The sequence below is a fragment of the Vibrio ostreicida genome (assembly GCF_013074385.2).
Taxonomy (GTDB): Bacteria; Pseudomonadota; Gammaproteobacteria; order Enterobacterales; family Vibrionaceae; genus Vibrio; species Vibrio ostreicida.
The window spans coordinates 342,517-359,815 of sequence record NZ_JABEYA020000002.1; the positions used below are offsets into that span (position 1 = coordinate 342,517).

At 46.8% G+C, this 17,299-nt stretch carries 16 protein-coding genes; 3 read left to right on the top strand and 13 right to left on the bottom strand.

Annotated elements, in window-relative coordinates; genetic code table 11:
* Positions 1-225: 225 nt before the first annotated feature.
* Complete coding sequence (locus tag HLM86_RS05270; protein WP_170882365.1) at positions 226-1,290, top strand: efflux RND transporter periplasmic adaptor subunit; 1,065 nt, start codon at positions 226-228, stop codon at positions 1,288-1,290.
* Entirely contained in the window at positions 1,290-4,400 is a 3,111-nt protein-coding gene (gene vexH, locus HLM86_RS05275) for a vibriobactin export RND transporter permease subunit VexH (protein WP_076586568.1), read from the top strand. The genes HLM86_RS05270 and vexH overlap by 1 nt, the downstream gene beginning before the upstream one ends.
* Positions 4,401-4,601: 201 nt before the next feature.
* Here vexH and HLM86_RS05280 read toward each other — a convergent pair whose 3' ends face one another.
* The gene (locus tag HLM86_RS05280; RefSeq protein ID WP_076586571.1) at positions 4,602-5,201 is read right to left on the bottom strand and encodes a YitT family protein; all 600 of its coding nucleotides are present in this window, start codon (positions 5,199-5,201) and stop codon (positions 4,602-4,604) included.
* Between the two features lie 343 nt (positions 5,202-5,544).
* On the opposite strand from HLM86_RS05280, the gene glyA reads away from it, so the two are divergent.
* On the top strand, positions 5,545-6,795 hold the full coding sequence (gene glyA, locus HLM86_RS05285; RefSeq protein ID WP_076586573.1) for a serine hydroxymethyltransferase: 1,251 nt from the start codon (positions 5,545-5,547) through the stop codon (positions 6,793-6,795).
* Positions 6,796-6,911: 116 nt separating this feature from the next.
* Here the strand turns inward: glyA and HLM86_RS05290 are convergent, their stop codons facing one another.
* The 12 genes from HLM86_RS05290 to HLM86_RS05345 all read right to left on the bottom strand — a co-directional run bounded on the left by HLM86_RS05290 (position 6,912) and on the right by HLM86_RS05345 (position 17,192).
* Positions 6,912-7,238, bottom strand: a complete 327-nt coding sequence (locus HLM86_RS05290; RefSeq protein WP_076586575.1) for a hypothetical protein — start codon at positions 7,236-7,238, stop codon at positions 6,912-6,914.
* 132 nt (positions 7,239-7,370) lie between these two features.
* Positions 7,371-8,336: a lipoyl synthase gene (gene lipA, locus HLM86_RS05295; RefSeq protein ID WP_076586577.1), complete on the bottom strand. Its 966-nt coding sequence runs from the start codon at positions 8,334-8,336 to the stop codon at positions 7,371-7,373.
* A gap of 7 nt (positions 8,337-8,343) precedes the next feature.
* Complete coding sequence (gene lipB / locus HLM86_RS05300) at positions 8,344-9,012, bottom strand: lipoyl(octanoyl) transferase LipB (RefSeq protein WP_170882366.1); 669 nt, start codon at positions 9,010-9,012, stop codon at positions 8,344-8,346.
* A 178-nt stretch (positions 9,013-9,190) separates the two neighbouring features.
* The gene (gene ybeD, locus HLM86_RS05305; RefSeq protein WP_076586581.1) at positions 9,191-9,469 is read right to left on the bottom strand and encodes a DUF493 family protein YbeD; all 279 of its coding nucleotides are present in this window, start codon (positions 9,467-9,469) and stop codon (positions 9,191-9,193) included.
* A gap of 142 nt (positions 9,470-9,611) precedes the next feature.
* Positions 9,612-10,790: a serine hydrolase gene (locus HLM86_RS05310; RefSeq protein ID WP_076586788.1), complete on the bottom strand. Its 1,179-nt coding sequence runs from the start codon at positions 10,788-10,790 to the stop codon at positions 9,612-9,614.
* Between the two features lie 89 nt (positions 10,791-10,879).
* Positions 10,880-11,662: a septal ring lytic transglycosylase RlpA family protein gene (locus HLM86_RS05315; RefSeq protein WP_076586583.1), complete on the bottom strand. Its 783-nt coding sequence runs from the start codon at positions 11,660-11,662 to the stop codon at positions 10,880-10,882.
* Positions 11,663-12,784, bottom strand: coding sequence for a rod shape-determining protein RodA (gene rodA, locus HLM86_RS05320; RefSeq protein ID WP_076586584.1), 1,122 nt, complete (start codon positions 12,782-12,784; stop codon positions 11,663-11,665).
* Between the two features lie 2 nt (positions 12,785-12,786).
* The gene (mrdA, locus tag HLM86_RS05325) at positions 12,787-14,685 is read right to left on the bottom strand and encodes a penicillin-binding protein 2 (protein ID WP_170882367.1); all 1,899 of its coding nucleotides are present in this window, start codon (positions 14,683-14,685) and stop codon (positions 12,787-12,789) included.
* A 6-nt stretch (positions 14,686-14,691) separates the two neighbouring features.
* Positions 14,692-15,162 (bottom strand): 23S rRNA (pseudouridine(1915)-N(3))-methyltransferase RlmH, encoded by a 471-nt coding sequence (rlmH, locus tag HLM86_RS05330; protein WP_076586588.1) that lies wholly within the window; start codon positions 15,160-15,162, stop codon positions 14,692-14,694.
* 4 nt (positions 15,163-15,166) lie between these two features.
* The gene (rsfS, locus tag HLM86_RS05335; RefSeq protein WP_076586790.1) at positions 15,167-15,484 is read right to left on the bottom strand and encodes a ribosome silencing factor; all 318 of its coding nucleotides are present in this window, start codon (positions 15,482-15,484) and stop codon (positions 15,167-15,169) included.
* A 48-nt stretch (positions 15,485-15,532) separates the two neighbouring features.
* On the bottom strand, positions 15,533-16,555 hold the full coding sequence (gene holA, locus HLM86_RS05340) for a DNA polymerase III subunit delta (RefSeq protein WP_076586591.1): 1,023 nt from the start codon (positions 16,553-16,555) through the stop codon (positions 15,533-15,535).
* A 7-nt stretch (positions 16,556-16,562) separates the two neighbouring features.
* On the bottom strand, positions 16,563-17,192 hold the full coding sequence (locus HLM86_RS05345) for an LPS-assembly lipoprotein LptE (protein ID WP_076586594.1): 630 nt from the start codon (positions 17,190-17,192) through the stop codon (positions 16,563-16,565).
* Positions 17,193-17,299: the final 107 nt, after the last annotated feature.

Sequence of the window (17,299 nt, forward strand, 5' to 3'; positions counted from 1 at the left end):
AAGTGCGGGGCGCATGATAGCAAACTCGCCAATGCTGTAAAGACTTTTCTTATGATTTTAAATTGAATGATGCCTTTTTGGACAAAGGTGCGAGGAATTAAGCGAAAAGGTCAGATAATCAAGGTATAAGCTTACAGTTTATTGCTCGCTCTTTACATTCCTTGACGTTTTGGGCGCGTATAAACCAGTACTATAGAATTCGTTTTAAGAGACAGAATAGAATCCATGAAAAACAACATTATTTTGAGTGTTTTATCACTATTGATAATGGTGATCTCACCGCTAACTCAGGCAAAACGTCCGGGCCCCCAGTCGGTCACCGTGGTGACGGAGCAAGTGCAAACCCACCAAGTTTCTCAGTCGTTGTCACTCGTCGGTAAGCTGGAGGCTGAGCAGTCGGTAACCATTTCCTCGGAGGTGACGGGCAGGGTTGAGCGCATCGCATTCAAAGCGAACCAAAACGTAAAGAAAGATCAGTTACTTGTTCAGTTGAATAGTGACAAAGCGGCGGCCACGGTTGCTGAAGCGAAGGCGTACCTCAATGACGAGCAGCGTAAGCTGAAAGAGTTTGAACGTCTTCGCACACGTAATGCTATTACTCAAACTGAAATCGATGCACAGCAAGCGAGCGTCGCGATTGCCAGAGCTCGCTTGGATGGGGCGAATGCTGACCTCAGTGATCTGACCATTACTGCCCCCTTTTCTGGCACGGTCGGCTTTGTCGATTTCAGTTTAGGGAAGTTGGTTAATGCGGCCGATCAACTGGTGGTCTTGGACGATCTTGCTGTAATGCAACTCGATTTACAGGTGCCTGAACGTTACTTAGCTCAAATTGAAACGGGTATGGTCGTCATGGCGACCACTGCGGCTTGGGATAAAAGGAATTTTGAAGGGCAGGTGGTAGGGATTGATTCAAGAATTGATCAGGAAACGCTCAACCTTAGAGTTAGGATACAGTTTGATAATGCGGACCGAGCCTTAAAGCCGGGTATGCTGGTCGCGGCGCAGATTGACTTTCCGCCAGTTGAGGCGCCGATTATCCCCGTTCAGGCTCTGGAGTACTCTGGCACGAAACGGTATACCTATGTGGTGGGCAACGACAATAAGGTTAAGCGCACCGAAGTGTTCCTTGGCGCTCGGATTGGCAATCAGGTTGTTATCGAACAAGGGTTGCAGATTGGGCAGAAAATCGTCGTTCAAGGCATCGTCAATATGCGTGATGGCGTGAGCGTGAAGGAAATGAATGCCGATGGCAACACTCAAATGAGTGAGCAAGAAGGAAACAACTAATGTGGTTATCTGATGTTTCCGTTAAGAGGCCAGTGGCAGCGGTGGTGCTAAGCTTACTTTTGTGTGTGTTTGGCCTTGTTTCTTTCAGTAAGCTGGCGGTTCGTGAAATGCCGGACATTGAAAGCCCAGTGGTGTCAATCAGTACGCGATATGAAGGCGCTTCGGCGACCATCATCGAAAGCCAGATTACATCGATACTGGAAGATCAATTGTCGGGGATCAGTGGCATTGATGAAATCGAATCGACAACCCGCAACAGCATGTCTCGGATCACGATCACCTTTGAACTGGGGTATGATCTTAATACTGGGGTCAGCGATGTGCGGGATGCCGTGGCGCGTGCTCAGCGTTCACTGCCTGACGAGGCAGATGATCCGATTGTTTACAAAAACAATGGTTCGGGTGAGGCGTCCTTGTACATTAACCTCAGCTCCTCACAAATGGACCGCACGCAGCTGACCGATTACGTTGATCGGGTGTTGCTTGACCGATTCAGCCTCATCAGCGGAGTGAGCTCGGTCGACGTGTCGGGAGGGTTGTACAAAGTCATGTACGTCAAACTCAAACCCGCTCAAATGGCTGGGCGGGCCGTGACGGCCTCTGACATAACCACCGCGCTAAACAGTGAAAATATAGAAAGTCCCGGGGGTGAAGTCCGTAATGACCAGATTGTCATGTCGGTGCGCACCGCAAGAAGCTATCAAATGGCCAAAGACTTTGAGTATCTAGTCGTTAAACGAGCCAGTGACAATAGCCCGATTTACCTCAAGGATGTCGCCGACGTTTATATTGGGGCAGAGAATGAGAACTCGACATTCAAAAGCGATGGCGTAGTGAACGTGAGCATGGGGATCGTGCCACAATCTGATGCCAACCCTCTCGATGTGGCGGATGCCGTTCACCAAGAGGTCGAACAAATCCAGCAATTTCTGCCAGCAGGGACCCGTTTGGCGATCGATTATGACTCCACGGTATTTATTGACCGTTCAATTAGCGAAGTTTACAGCACTTTATTTATCACAGGTGGACTCGTGATTTTGGTTTTGTACATCTTCATTGGACAGGCCCGAGCGACCTTGATCCCAGCGGTTACCGTGCCCGTGTCATTGATTTCCTCATTTATTGCCGCTTACTATTTCGGTTTTTCAATTAACCTCATTACATTAATGGCTTTAATCTTATCGATTGGACTTGTCGTTGACGATGCGATTGTTGTCGTGGAGAACATCTTCCACCATATTGAACGTGGCGAGAAACCTCTGCTTGCTGCCTACAAGGGCGCGCGTGAAGTCGGGTTTGCTGTGATTGCCACCACGTTAGTCTTAGTGATGGTTTTTCTGCCCATTTCCTTTATGGATGGAATGGTTGGGCTCTTATTTACTGAATTTTCAGTTCTTTTAGCAATGTCTGTGATTTTCTCTTCACTGATTGCTTTAACATTGACGCCGGTGTTAAGCAGCAAGCTTCTGCGGGCGAACGTCAAACCGAATCGTTTCAACCGTTTGGTGGACAAGGTGTTTGCGCGTCTTGAATCGAGCTATCGACACTTACTCGGTAAAGCACTCAAGTGGCGATGGGGCGCACCGGTTATTATTATGGCTTGTGTGGGTGGCAGTTGGGGCCTGATGCAAAACGTGCCCTCACAATTGACGCCCTCTGAAGACCGAGGTGTAATTTTTGCGTTTGTGCGTGGTGCCGACGCCACCAGTTATAATCGCATGGCGGCCAATATGGATATCGTAGAAGGCCGCTTATTGCCGATGCTTGGTGAAGGCTTTTTGAAATCATTCAGTATTCAGTCACCGGCTTTTGGTGGCAACGCTGGTGATCAGACAGGGTTCGTCATCATGATTTTGGATGATTGGAATGATCGGGACATCACTGCGCAGCAAGCGCTAGGCGAAGTAAGAAAAGCCCTAACAGGGATACCGGATGTCCGAGTGTTCCCATTTACGCCTGGTTTCAAAGGGGGCTCAAGCGAACCGGTCCAGTTTGTCTTGGGAGGTTCTGATTACCCCGAACTCAAACAATGGGCGGAAAAGCTTGAACAGTTGGCCGAAGCGTCACCGATGATGGAAGGCGCGGATATCAATTACTCCGAGCGAACTCCTGAACTGGTGGTCACGGTTGATAAACAGCGTGCCGCTGAATTGGGCATCAGTGTCGTGGAGATCTCCGATACGCTTGAAATCATGCTTGGTGGGAAAAGTGAAACGACCTTTGTTGAACGCGGCGAAGAATATGACGTTTACTTGAGAGGCGATGAAAACGCATTCAACAATGCGACCGATTTAAGTCAAATTTACTTAAGAACCGCAGCCGGTGAATTAGTGACATTAGACGCAGTGACCCAGATAGAAGAAATTGCTTCCTCGATTCGCTTATCGCATTACAACAAGCAAAAATCGATTACCGTGACAGCAAACCTGTCAGACGGTTATACCTTGGGGCAGGCATTGGACTTTCTGGACCAAAATGCGATCGAGATTCTACCGGGCGACATTTCAGTCAGTTATTCGGGTGAATCAAAAGATTACAAAGAAAATCAGTCAAGTATCGTGATTGTCTTTAGCCTTGCTTTGTTGGTGGCATTTTTGGTGCTGGCGGCGCAGTTTGAAAGTTTTATCAACCCATTGGTGGTGATGTTTACGGTTCCAATGGGCGTCTTTGGTGGCTTTTTAGGTTTGTTTGTTATGCAGCAGGGGCTCAATGTCTACAGCCAAATAGGTATGATCATGTTGATTGGTATGGTGACCAAAAATGGAATCCTGATCGTCGAGTTTGCCAATCAGCTGCGTGATCGAGGTTTTGAATTTGAGAAAGCCATTCTTGATGCTTCCGCACGCCGACTGCGGCCAATCATGATGACCGCGTTTACCACACTCGCCGGGGCGCTCCCACTTATTTTGTCGAGTGGGGCGGGCTATGAGAGTCGGGTCGCGGTCGGGACAGTCATCCTATTTGGAATGGGCTTTGCTACCCTAGTGACCTTGTTTGTCATCCCGGCAATGTATCGTCTGATCTCGGCCAGCACCCAATCGCCAGGGCATGTGGAAGCTGAGTTGAATCGAGAATTGAGTCATGATGTTAAAGCACGGACGTCTCACTGATTCAGTCAAACCCTTTAAGCGCCCGTTTTAACGGGCGTTAAAGGGCGACACGCTGTCGTGATAATGCCAAATAAAGCCTTTATGCGGTTAGTCGTGGTTGAGCAAATCTTACTTATCGGCTTCGGCGCGAATAGACACTGAGATATCGATGATAGCGGCAATGACAGCATACGAACCGAGACCCAATATTAGGTATGGCGACTACCGATAATTGACCGAATAGCGCGTCGGTTTATGGTTCATAGCGAGGACCATATTGAGTAAAACAGCGCCAAAAATCGACAGGCCTATCACCAACGGCGAGACAAAAAAGCATGATGCCGCCAGAATGCAACCATCGATGGCCAGTTGGGTTTTACCCACAGAAATACCGAATTTGTCCTGAATGAATAAACACAGCACGTTGAAGCCACCAAGGCTTGAGCGGTGGCGGAATAATATCAACATGCCAAGGCCCATTAAGAGCCCGCCCGCGACGGCGCAGTAGATGGTATTGACAGCGTCTAGGCTAATGACTAAATACAAGTGATCAGTAAAGATTGAGACCAAGGCGCCAGAAATCACACTATTAAAGGCAAATCGTGAACCAAACCGCTTCCAAGCGAGTAAGTAGAAGGGACTGTTGGCGATAAAATACAGCGTGCCAAAAGAGAGAGAGACAAACTGGCTCATGAGCAGAGCAAGGCCGGTGGTCCCGCCTGTCAGCAAATGTGCCGACTGAAGAAAGAAAACACCCTGAGCGACCAGAAATGTCCCAGTTAAAATTGCAATCCAGTCTTCTTTGTGTGTGTGTTTTTCCATCAATTTATAATTTAAACAGCAACTAGTGGCGCGCATACTAGTTAAAAAATGAGGATTTCGGTAGCTTGGGAGACAAATTTAAGGTAAACCTATGTAATTATAATTTTACGGGTGTAAAGGACAAAGTTGACACTTTTCTCATTTGGTGACCAAAAGAAAAGTGACATCATGATAATCCTTTTTGAACCTTATGAAAAATCTGCATGAGAAAAGTCTATTTTTCTCTTTATGACTGAGGTCAAATTATGTAGAATTTGCGCTATTAGCGTGATGCAAACGTTTGCTTTGTTGTCATTAGTCGATTTTTTGCAATTTCTAATTGAGTTTGAGTCAGGAGATACAGATGCTAAAGCGTGATATGAACATCGCAGATTACGATGCGGAATTGTTCGCAGCCATTGAGGAAGAAACCCTTCGTCAGGAAGAACACATTGAACTGATTGCTTCTGAGAATTATACCAGTCCTCGAGTGATGGAAGCTCAAGGTTCTCAGTTAACCAATAAGTATGCGGAAGGCTACCCAGGTAAGCGTTATTACGGTGGTTGTGAATTTGTGGATAAAGCCGAAGCACTCGCCATTGATCGTGCTTGTCAGCTGTTCGGTGCAGAGTACGCAAACGTGCAACCACACTCTGGCTCTCAGGCCAATAGTGCGGTTTACATGGCACTACTCAATCCAGGTGACACTGTTTTGGGTATGAGTTTAGCTCATGGTGGCCACCTGACTCACGGCTCTCCAGTTAACTTTTCAGGTAAGCACTATAATGTGATCCCTTATGGCATCGATGAAGCTGGCCAAATCAACTATGATGAAATGGAAGCGTTGGCGCTTGAACATAACCCTAAGATGATCATTGGCGGGTTCTCGGCTTATTCTCAGATTGTTGATTGGGCGCGCATGCGTGAAATCGCTGATAAAGCTGGGGCTTACCTTTTCGTCGACATGGCGCATGTTGCTGGCTTGATTGCGGCAGGTGTGTACCCAACACCGGTTCCTCATGCGCATGTGGTGACGACTACCACACATAAAACGCTTGCGGGTCCACGCGGCGGGCTTATTTTGTCTAACGACGGCGAAGACATGTACAAGAAGCTTAATTCAGCGGTCTTCCCTGGTGGGCAGGGCGGTCCATTGATGCATGTGATCGCGGGTAAAGCGGTCGCGTTTAAAGAAGCAATGGAACCAGAGTTTAAAGAGTATCAGGCGCGCGTCGTTAAAAATGCAAAAGCGATGGTTGCTCAATTTCAAGAGCGTGGATACAAAGTTGTATCGAATAGTACAGAAAACCACCTGTTTCTTGTCGATCTGATTGATAAAAACATTACAGGTAAGGAAGCCGACGCTGCGCTCGGTTCTGCCAATATTACCGTGAATAAAAACTCAGTGCCTAACGATCCTCGCAGCCCTTTCGTTACTTCAGGTATTCGTATTGGTTCTCCAGCGATTACGCGCCGTGGTTTCACTGAAGAAGACGTGACTCAACTGGCCAACTGGATGTGTGATGTGTTGGATAATATCGGTAACGAAGACGTGATCGCGTCAACAAAAGCCAAGGTGCTCGATATTTGTAAACGCTTGCCAGTGTATGCCTAGCGACAAAGCATCATCGGTTTTTTAAAGGGGCTTGTTTGTCCCTTTGTCGACGATAATGATGTGAAATAAAAAGGGCCGATAACATGTTATCGGCCCTTTTTTGATTTCTGGTTTGCTTACTTTGCAATGCTGAGTAAGGTGCCTGATTTACATTTAAATGAGTAGTACTTACGGCTTTCATTGAACTTGCCTAAGCCTTCACCATCACAGTAATCGATATTGATATCTCGCATGGTTTCAAGGGTCGCTTCCGTCGTTAGCGCGAACTTTGAACCATCGGCACAAACGATACGTACGCGGCCATCATCACTGACAGAATACAGATCGACTTCAGTGTTACACAGCTCAAAAGAAGCCTCACGGAAATTGTCTTGCTGTGTATTAGAAGCACAACCTGCCAGCAGGGTGGCCAACGCGACGGCGATAAAACCGAATCTTTTCATAATCATTCCCTAGTCGATATACTTTTATTTATATTGTTACGGCTAAGCCTATAGAAGAGTTGTGTCTCAATCAAGAAACCCAGCGCAAAAAAGACCCTAGGTTAGCCATTCTAAACGATGCGAAAGTCGACATTACGTCACTTCGATACCTTGCGCTTGCAGATCAGCATGATATGAAGAACGGACGAAAGGACCACAAGCGGCATGAGTAAAGCCTAACTCAAGGGCGATGTCTTTAAGTTCATCAAATTCAGCGGGTGGTACATAACGCTCTACGGGTAAATGGTGTCGGCTCGGGGCCAAATATTGGCCAAGGGTCAGCATGGTAACGTCGTGTTCACGAAGATCCTTGAGAACTTCAATGATTTCTTCTTTGGTTTCACCTAGGCCCATCATCAGGCCAGATTTGGTCGGAATATGGGGGTGTTGCTGCTTAAACTTTTTCAGCAATTGCAAAGACCACTTGTAATTCGCTCCAGGTCGAGCTTTACGATACAGCCTCGGTGCGGTCTCAAGGTTGTGGTTGAAGACATCAGGTGGATTGTCTTTCATCAACTCTAATGCCACATCCATACGACCTCGAAAATCAGGGACTAACGTTTCAATTCGGATGTTGGGGTTGAGAGCTCTAATTTCACGATTGCAATCGGCAAAGTGCTGGGCACCGCCATCACGGAGATCGTCTCGGTCTACTGAGGTGATGACCACGTACTTTAGCTTCATATCAGCGATCGTTTGCGCCAATTTTGTCGGCTCGTTGGCTTCTGGAGCCACTGGTCGGCCATGAGCTACGTCGCAAAAAGGGCAACGACGGGTACAAATTGCACCCAAAATCATAAAGGTGGCCGTGCCGTGGTTAAAACATTCGGCAAGATTCGGGCAGGAGGCTTCTTCACACACTGAGTGAAGGTCGTTTTTACGCATTGCCGATTTAATTTCTTGAATTCGTTTGCTGTCTGCCGGAAGTTTGATCTTCATCCAATCTGGCTTGCGCAGGATCTCTTTTTGCTCGGTTGGCATGTTCTTAACCGGAATCAGTGCCATTTTGTCAGCGTCACGATACTTAACGCCTTTTTCCATTTGGATTGGTTTACTCATGCTTTATTTACTTCTCGTTGCTTTCATCGCTTAGAAGGGGCTGTGTGCTGAATTCCACGTGCTCATAACCGAGCAAAGTGACCAGTTCTTCGACCAGTGCCTCTTCAACCTGTGTAAGATTATCTGGGCCGCCAAGTTGGCTGACTTGAGCCATTTCCATTCCCGCATACCCACATGGGTTTATACGTTGAAATGGAGATAAGTCCATATTGACATTGAGAGCCAGACCATGAAATGAGCATCCTTTTCGGATCCTCAACCCCAAAGAGCAGATTTTCTTGTTATCGACGTACACGCCCGGTGCATCTGGCCGTGCTGCTGAATCAATGTTGTAGCGCTTGAGCGTATGGATCACGAGGTTTTCGATATGCGTAACCAGATCTCTCACACCCAGTTTCTTGCGGCGCAAATTAATGAGGAAATAAGCCACAAGTTGGCCGGGCCCATGGTAGGTAACCTGACCACCCCTATCGCTCTGAACGACAGGGATCTCACCGGTGTTAATTAAATGTTCAGATTTTCCGGCTTGCCCCTGAGTAAAGACAGGGTTGTGTTCCACCAACCAGATTTGGTCAAGGGTGTCATCATCACGTGTATCTGTGAAGTCGTGCATCGCTTGCCAGATAGGCTCATAATCTTGCCTGCCCAGACGCTTTACAACTAACTGGTTTTGCATGTGTGATCCTATTGCCGGTCTTTAACGTGACCGGATTATAAACCGGAACAGGTCTATGAACTATATACCTGTAACACAATTTTAACCCTTAACTCTGTGTAGGATTGGTATCTGGTTGATATCGATAAAGAAAGCAGCAAACGCTGCTTTCAAAATAATTTTATTTTATCAAATAAAACTATAGTACCATGCGTACAATATCGATTTCGCCCAATTCTTTATAAAGGGTTTCCACCTGCTCGATGGACGTCGCCGTTATGGTGACGGACACAGAATGATAGTTGCCCTTGGCACTCGGCTTAACATTGGGTAAATAATCTCCCGGAGCATGGCGTTGAATCACTGCAACCACCTTCTCTGGTAGTTCTGGCTTGGCGTAGCCCATGACCTTATAGGTAAAGGAACAAGGGAACTCAAGCAAGTCTTTCAGTTTTGCATCTGAGTTGATAGTCAACATTATATTACTCCAAGTTGAACGTCATTTTCATCGCGCGAAATAGTACTGCCATTGAGCCTAAATCTCAAGATGCCCGTTTTCAGGTGAACTAAACGGAACAAAAAAGCCGCATTAAAGCGGCTTAGTCTCTTTGTCTTAGTGTTTACAAAAAGCTGTTAAACAGCATCACAATGTAATCCCACAAGCGACTGAAAATCCCGCCTTGCTCGATATCTTCCAGAGCTAATAGAGGGTATTCAGCCACATCATCTCCCTCTAGTTGGTAGTATAGCTTACCCACTACATCACCTTTACTAATTGGAGCTTCAAGCTCTTTTTCTAGAACGAAACTGGCCTTCAGGTTTTTTGCCTGACCACGAGGAAGAGTCACGTAGGTGTCTTTATCTAAGCCCAGTGCCACTGTGCTTTTATCACCCATCCAGATTTTTTCTTCAACGAAGGTTTCGCCGGCTTTATGTGGAGCAACCGTTTCAAAAAAGCGGAAGCCATAACTCAGGAGTTTTTTACTCTCTGACTTACGCGCGTTGGCACTTTTAGTGCCCATTACCACAGCAACAAGGCGCATTTTTCCTTCTGTTGCTGAGCTGACAAGGCTGTATCCCGCATTGTTGGTGTGGCCTGTTTTAATGCCATCAACATTCATGCTTTTATCCCAAAGCAACCCGTTGCGGTTGTATTGGGTAATGCCGTTGTAGGTGAATTTTTTCTCCGAGTAAATACGGTACTCTTCAGGAACATCGCGGATCAGAGCTTGACCCAATAGAGCCATATCATACGGCGTTGAGTAGAGGTTAGGGTTGTCGAGTCCATGGACATTGGCAAAATGAGAGTTTGTCATGCCAAGCGTTTTGGTCCATGCATTCATTAGGTCTACAAACGCATCTTCGGAGCCTGCAATATGCTCGGCCATAGCGACACAGGCATCATTTCCAGATTGGACAATAATGCCGCGGTTAAGATCTTTAACTTTAACGGTTGTGCCGACTTCAATGAACATCTTTGAAGACTCGGGGAAATTCTTAGCCCAAGCCTTTTTACTGATCGTCACGTCATCTTCGAGAGAAACGTTACCACGTTCTATTTCTTGTCCGATGACATAACTGGTCATCATCTTGGTTAAGCTGGCTGGAGAGAGTTTGGTATTCATCTCTTTTTCCGCCAGTATTTTCCCTGAATGATAGTCCATCAGAACATAGCCTTTTGCGGCAATCTGAGGGGCATCTGGGACAACAATAGGGGTTGCGAATGAGGAGGCTGCGAAGGTTGCACAAAGCGCAATAGAAGACGCAAAAACGGATTTACTTAGCGTTGTTTTTTTCATATTGACTACAGGTTTTTGAAAACTGTCCATATATTAGCAGAAACAATCGGTCAAACCAGCGCAGGGTTGCCCTTGCACTAGAATGAGTACTAGTGAGATCTTACAAATGCACTCGAATAGCCCATCAGTTTAACCTTTTCTAACGCGGCTTGCGTCAGCATATAGTCATCAAATGGACCCAAAAAGACTTTATGAGTGCCTTTGTTCGAATTGATATAGCTTTTGACTGATAATGTTTGACTTAAATCTTGAGCCAAAGTTCGCACTCTATCTTCGTATTTTGATGAAGCGACTTGGATAACAAATTTCGCTAAGGCTTTTTGTTTGTGAACTTCTGTTGGTTTCTCGACAGAAATGACCTCAATTGCGACATTGGCTGTCCCGGTTTTAATCACATCCAGCTTCGTGGCTGCGGCAAAACTGAGATCGATAATACGGCCTGGGTGGAAGGGGCCGCGATCATTAATACGGACAATGGCTGTTTTATTATTGTCTTTGTTCGTCACCTTGACATAGCTCGGAATTGGCAAGGTCTTGTGTGCTGCCGTCATCGAATACATATCGTAAACTTCGCCATTTGACGTCTTATGGCCGTGAAATTTTTTGCCATACCAAGATGCCTTCCCTTCTTGCTGAAAGCCTTCCGGTTGCTTGATGATTTGGTAACGTTGTCCGCGCAATGTGTAATCACTGTTACCACCCAGACTATAGGGTTCATACTGAGGATGAGCATCTTCGATATGTTCAACGGAAATCGGCGCCTCAGGGGCGATATCATCATCAATGCTATAACGCTTTGAAGGTGTAGAGGAACAGCCAGCCAAAAGAGTGATCGTGCATAGGAACACGAACAGGGACGTTTTTATTGTCATTTATGTTGCCTTCGAGAATGCTTTTCTATGAGTATGAATGGACATCAGGATGCCGAAGCCAGCCATTAGAGTGACCATGGAGGTTCCCCCATAGCTTATGAGAGGGAGTGGAACACCGACGACGGGCAAAATACCACTGACCATCCCTATATTGACGAATACATAGACGAAGAAGCTCAACACGACACTCCCTGCCATCATTCGGCCAAACGCGGTTTGCGCTTTACTGGCGAGTATCAGGCCACGACCAATGATAAACAAGTAAAGACTAAGTAACACAAGGATGCCTGCTAAGCCCCATTCTTCGGCAATCACCGCAAAAATAAAGTCGGTGTGCCGCTCTGGCAAAAATTCCAACTGGGATTGTGTTCCCTGTAACCACCCTTTGCCTGAAATCCCGCCAGAGCCAATCGCGATTTTACTTTGTATGATGTGATAACCAGCGCCAAGGGGATCAGATTCAGGGTTAAACAGAGTTCTGACTCGGACCTTTTGATATTCTCTCATCAGAAAGAACCATAACACAGGTAAGAAGGCCCCAAGGCCAATCAGGGCAGCAAAAATAATGCTCCAGCGAATGCCTGCTAGGAAGACCACAAAGATACCGGAAGCGGCGATCAGAATGGAGGTGCCCAGATCCGGTTGTTTGGCAATCAAAATGGTCGGTACAAAAACCATGACCAAAGAAATCACTAAGGTTTGAAAAGTCGGGGGAAGCGCCCGTTTACCGATATATCGAGCTACCATCAAAGGCACAGCCAGCTTTAGTAATTCTGACGGTTGAAAACGCACAAATCCGAGATTAAGCCAGCGCTGCGCCCCTTTTGATGATTCGCCAAAAAATAATACGCCAAACAAGAGCATGACGCCCAGAGTAAATAACAGGGGCGCGAGCGTTTCATAGGTTCTCGGTGGGATCTGGGCAAGGGCAATCATGACGCCAAGAGACAACAACATGCGCATGGCTTGTCGTTCCATCATGGCAAGGCTTTGGCCACTGGCACTGTACATGACGACCAATCCAAATCCCATGAGCGCTAGCATCCCTAAGAGAAGAGGTAAGTCAATATGAAATCGCTCAAAAAGCGCTCGGTTTTGGCCTGTGGCAGGATCAAAATCCATTATTAGTTAGCCTCTTTCTGCTGTGCATTTTCACTCTTTGGGTCAAGCATATGATCAAACACTTGTCGAACGACGGGAGCACCTTGAGAGGAGCCGCCGCCTGCATTCTCTAGGACCATAGAGACCACAAGCTTGGGATCCTCCAGTGGCGCAAATCCAGTGAATAACGCATGATCACGCAGGTGTTCTGGAATTTCATCGGCATTGTATTCTTCGTCTTCGGCAAGGCCAAAGACTTGCGCGGTGCCGGATTTACCACCACTTATGTAAGGGGTATTGTAGAAAGAACGTCTGGCGGTGCCTTTTTTACCATGGTTGACCAAACGCATACCTTCAATGGGCAGGTCCCAAAATGATTCTTTGACCCCGTCGATAGAAGGAAAACGTTTTCCCTTAGATAACTCAAGTGAGTCAAATGTTTGGCCATTTTTTATCGTTGCTCGCAGCAACTGCGGTGCGTTGACTTTACCTCGGTTGACTAACACGGAGGTGGCTTTGGCTATTTGCATTGGGGTTGCCGTCCAATAGCCTTGACCAATGCCTACTGGGATCGTATCGCCTTGATACCAAGGGATACGATGTCGTGTCATTTTCCATTCACGGGTGGGCATATTGGCGCGGCTTTCTTCGAAAATATCGATCCCGGTTTTTTTGCCAAATCCGAACATCGTCATCCAGTTCGATAGGGTATCAATCCCCATGTCATACGCAATTTGGTAGAAGAAGGTATCGACGGACTCCTCGATCGATTTGACCAAGTTGACTTTACCATGGCCCCAGCGTAGCCAGTCCCGAAACGGTTTTGTTTTAGAGTTAGGAATTTTCCAGTAGCCAGGATCGTTACGCGTGGTGGACGGCGTAACAATACCCTCCTCAAGCGCCGCAACGGCAATGAAAGGCTTTATCGTCGACGCCGGAGGGTAAATGCCGAGTGTGGCACGGTTAACCAGTGGCCGGTTAGGATCACTGAGTAAAGCATTGTAATCTTTTGAAGAGATACCGTGCACAAATGCGTTAGGATCGTAGCTTGGGCTGGAGACCATGGCTAAGACCCCGTTGTCTTTAGGGTCGAGTACGACAGCACTGCCCCGGCGGCTATCAAAAAGTTGATGAATATACAACTGTAGATCGATGTCGAGGTTGAGCACCAGATCTCTCCCAGGCGCTGGCGGGACGTATTTGAGGGTACGAATAATGCGACCACGGCTATTGACTTCAACCTCTTGATATCCGGCCGTGCCGTGCAGAGTGTCCTCGTAGTAGCGCTCTATACCCAGTTTTCCGATATCACGTGTGGCCTGATAATTAGAGTCTTTTTCCTGTCGAATTAGACGCTTCATATCTTTATCATTGATGCGTGATACATAACCAATGACATGAGTGAGGACGTCTCCAAAAGGGTAGTGACGTTTCAAACTGGCATTGACAGAGACACCGGGGAATTTGTGTTGATTAACCGAAAATATAGCCACCTGCTTTTGGGTCAACTGAGTCAGGATGGGGACTGATTTGAAGCGGCGCGTCTGGCGTCGTTCTTTTTCAAAACGCTCAATTTGTTCGGGGGTAATGGTCACGAATTTTTGCAAACGAGCAAGGGTTTCTGACATGTTTTTGATTTTTTCGGGGGTTATTTCCAAATTAAAAACAGGTTGGTTTTCTGCCAAAAGTTTGCCATTTCGGTCGTAAATTAAACCTCGATTTGGGGCAATCGGAACGATTTTGATGCGATTGTCGTTGGAGCGGGTTTTGTAATCCTGATACTGATTAACTTGTATGTTATACAAATTGGCAACCAATAGACTGACCATGACGACAATGGCAAGGAAAGCGACAAAAGCACGGTTTTTAAATAGCCGTGCTTCTTCTTGATAATCCCTAAAGCGGGTGCGCTTCCTTAGCATCGATACTTATTCTCGGTGATAGGGGTGGTTGGTGGTGATACTCCAAGCTCGGTATAAGCTTTCAGCCATCACGATCCTCACCAGTGGGTGAGGTAAGGTTAGCGCCGATAGGGACCAGCTTTGTTCTGCGGCTTCCTTACAGGCGCAGGCCAGACCTTCAGGCCCGCCAATAAGAATAGAGACATCCCTACCATCTAACTTCCAGCTTTCGAGTTGCTGTGCCAATTGCGGGGTGTCCCATTTTTTACCGGGGATATCAAGAGTCACAATACGATTGCCTCTCGCCACCGCCGCTAACATCGCTTCACCTTCTTTTTGCAAAATTCTGGCGATATCGGCGTTTTTGCCTCTTTTTCCTGCTGGAATTTCGATGAGCTCCAATGGCATATCATGAGGAAAGCGTCGCTTGTACTCTTGAAAGCCCTCTTCAACCCATTTCGGCATTTTGGTACCGACGGCAATTAATTGGAGCTTCATCAGTTTAACCCCAGAGTTTTTCTAACTGATAGAGCTCTCTTTGTTCTTCTTGCATCACATGCACAATGGTGTCGCCCATATCGAGTACAACCCACTCACCTTCAGTTTGACCATCAATGCCTAGAGGATCCAGTCCGGCCATTTTAGATTCTTTCGCGACATGTTCAGCGATGGAAGCAACATGGCGTTTTGAAGTCCCTGTACAGATAATCATGAAATCAGTAATGCTGGATTTGCCAGTAACGTCGAGCGTTTTTATGTTGAGTGCTTTCATGTCATCGGCTTTGTCTATCAGAAAATCGTTCAGTGCTTCAAGTTGCAAGGTTTGTTCCTCGGTTATCATTTAAGTAGTGTCGATCTGGTCAGTATATCACGCTTTTTCCAGCTTCACTTGCGGCAAGCACATCTCAACGCTCAACTGATGTAATAACGGCCAAGCCGAGGTCTCGTACTGCGTCTTGGACACTACTTCAGCCTGAGCTATCAATTGTATAAGTTGCATAATTCGAGCAGTGGACAGGCGATCGAGCGCCGCCGAATAGTGCGGCCTTTTGGATGGCCAGATTTTATACTGCTCAAAGACCTGACTGATGGGCTGGTGAGCGGCTAAGCGTTTCATGGACAGTAACTGGGTCAGTTCTTTTTGTATGGTTCTCAGTAACATCACCATTTCTACGCCCTCGGCCTCCAATTGACGCAAAACACGCTGAGCTCGCTTGGCTTGACCTGCTAGCAAGGCATCAGACCAGTGAAAAGCTGTAAAATGGTTATGGCGACTTAAGGACTCTTCTAATCGGATCAAATTAAGTTGTTGATCTGGGTAAATCAAAGCCAATTTTTCGAGACTTTGAGTCAACGCAAATAAGTTGCCTTCGTGCCATTGTGTGAGCATTTTTATCGCTTCAGCGTCTGCTTTCAGCCCCATTTTTTTGCATCGGTCTTGAACAAATTTCGGCAGCCGAGATAAATCTGGTGAAAGACAATTGACCCAACAGCCTTGAGCGGAGAGGACCTTAAACCATTTGGCGTTTTCCTGAGCTTTGCTGAGCTTAGTGCCGATAACGACGAGAATCACATCACTGTGCAGTTGTTCCGAAAGTGACACGAGCTCCTTGGCTATGCCTGCATTCACACCGGCTTCGGGTAATTCTAACTCGATGAGTTGTTTCGCAGAGAAAAGGCTCAGAGCTTGGCAACAGTCGTAGACACGATGCCAAGCGAACGTGTTATCTATCGTGAAACGATGGCGTTCTTCAAAGCCTTGAGTCAATGCAGAGGTCTGAATCGCTTGACGGGATTCTTGCAGCAGTAAAGGCTCATTACCAAACAATAGATAGATTGGGTGGAGTTGTCTATTGAGCTGATCCACGAGTCGGTCGGCAAAGATTCGCATACGGCGGTCACTGAACTCTGATGTTGGTTTCAGATGGCGACTGATCTGATACGAGAGTCTCAATCTGATATTGGCCGTCTGAGGTCTCTGTATCACTTTCTTGTTGCGTCGTTATTTCGAGTTCGTTGGCTTCAATATCTGCTTTGATTCGCGCCAGCTGACGAATGATTTGTGTCGCAGCGAGCTTGCGCATTTCATCTTCTATCATATCACGCTCAACCGATTTCGCTAATGCAGTGAGGGGGTTGTCGAGGTAGCTGCGCGTCACTCTCGTTGATAGGATGGTGGTGCCCACATCAGGGAGTGTGACGCGGTAAGAGGCATAAAAAGTCAACTCTTTTTCAGCCGCGCGCGTATTTTGGTACAAAGACAGAGTTCGCTCGCCGATGCTTTCTGAGATGAGGTGCAGATTAGGGACATCGTCGGCAGGTGGAACGACCTTTAACTCGGTCATGCGTAACTGAGCCTTCATCAATCGGGTGAACTTACTGTACTGATCGTAGCTGGTTAATGAGAGGGTATTCAACTCTTGTGGAATAGAATAATCCCCACGGAAATGAAAACCGCAAGCAGATAATAAGCTTGCTGTAAGGACCACGCTGGTGAGCTTGGCCATAGAGAATGAAAATAGGCGCATTGGTTGTTAGTTCTCGATTATTGGAATACTTATCTTAATGGACTGAAGCCAGAACATTAAGATAAATAAAACAGGGCAGGCGACTGCCCTGTTTAGGGGAGTTTAAC

Excerpts from the sequence above, each read along its gene's own strand:
- HLM86_RS05280 (WP_076586571.1), bottom strand. The coding sequence starts at position 5,201 with ATGGAAAAACACACACACAAAGAAGACTGGATTGCAATTTTAACTGGG.
- holA (WP_076586591.1), bottom strand. The coding sequence starts at position 16,555 with ATGCGAATCTTTGCCGACCGACTCGTGGATCAGCTCAATAGACAACTC.
- glyA (WP_076586573.1), top strand. The coding sequence starts at position 5,545 with ATGCTAAAGCGTGATATGAACATCGCAGATTACGATGCGGAATTGTTC.
- mrdA (WP_170882367.1), bottom strand. The coding sequence starts at position 14,685 with ATGCTAAGGAAGCGCACCCGCTTTAGGGATTATCAAGAAGAAGCACGG.
- lipA (WP_076586577.1), bottom strand. The coding sequence starts at position 8,336 with ATGAGTAAACCAATCCAAATGGAAAAAGGCGTTAAGTATCGTGACGCT.
- lipB (WP_170882366.1), bottom strand. The coding sequence starts at position 9,012 with ATGCAAAACCAGTTAGTTGTAAAGCGTCTGGGCAGGCAAGATTATGAG.
- HLM86_RS05345 (WP_076586594.1), bottom strand. The coding sequence starts at position 17,192 with ATGCGCCTATTTTCATTCTCTATGGCCAAGCTCACCAGCGTGGTCCTT.
- rodA (WP_076586584.1), bottom strand. The coding sequence starts at position 12,784 with ATGGATTTTGATCCTGCCACAGGCCAAAACCGAGCGCTTTTTGAGCGA.
- ybeD (WP_076586581.1), bottom strand. The coding sequence starts at position 9,469 with ATGTTGACTATCAACTCAGATGCAAAACTGAAAGACTTGCTTGAGTTC.
- HLM86_RS05315 (WP_076586583.1), bottom strand. The coding sequence starts at position 11,662 with ATGACAATAAAAACGTCCCTGTTCGTGTTCCTATGCACGATCACTCTT.
- rlmH (WP_076586588.1), bottom strand. The coding sequence starts at position 15,162 with ATGAAGCTCCAATTAATTGCCGTCGGTACCAAAATGCCGAAATGGGTT.
- HLM86_RS05310 (WP_076586788.1), bottom strand. The coding sequence starts at position 10,790 with ATGAAAAAAACAACGCTAAGTAAATCCGTTTTTGCGTCTTCTATTGCG.
- vexH (WP_076586568.1), top strand. The coding sequence starts at position 1,290 with ATGTGGTTATCTGATGTTTCCGTTAAGAGGCCAGTGGCAGCGGTGGTG.
- HLM86_RS05270 (WP_170882365.1), top strand. The coding sequence starts at position 226 with ATGAAAAACAACATTATTTTGAGTGTTTTATCACTATTGATAATGGTG.
- HLM86_RS05290 (WP_076586575.1), bottom strand. The coding sequence starts at position 7,238 with ATGAAAAGATTCGGTTTTATCGCCGTCGCGTTGGCCACCCTGCTGGCA.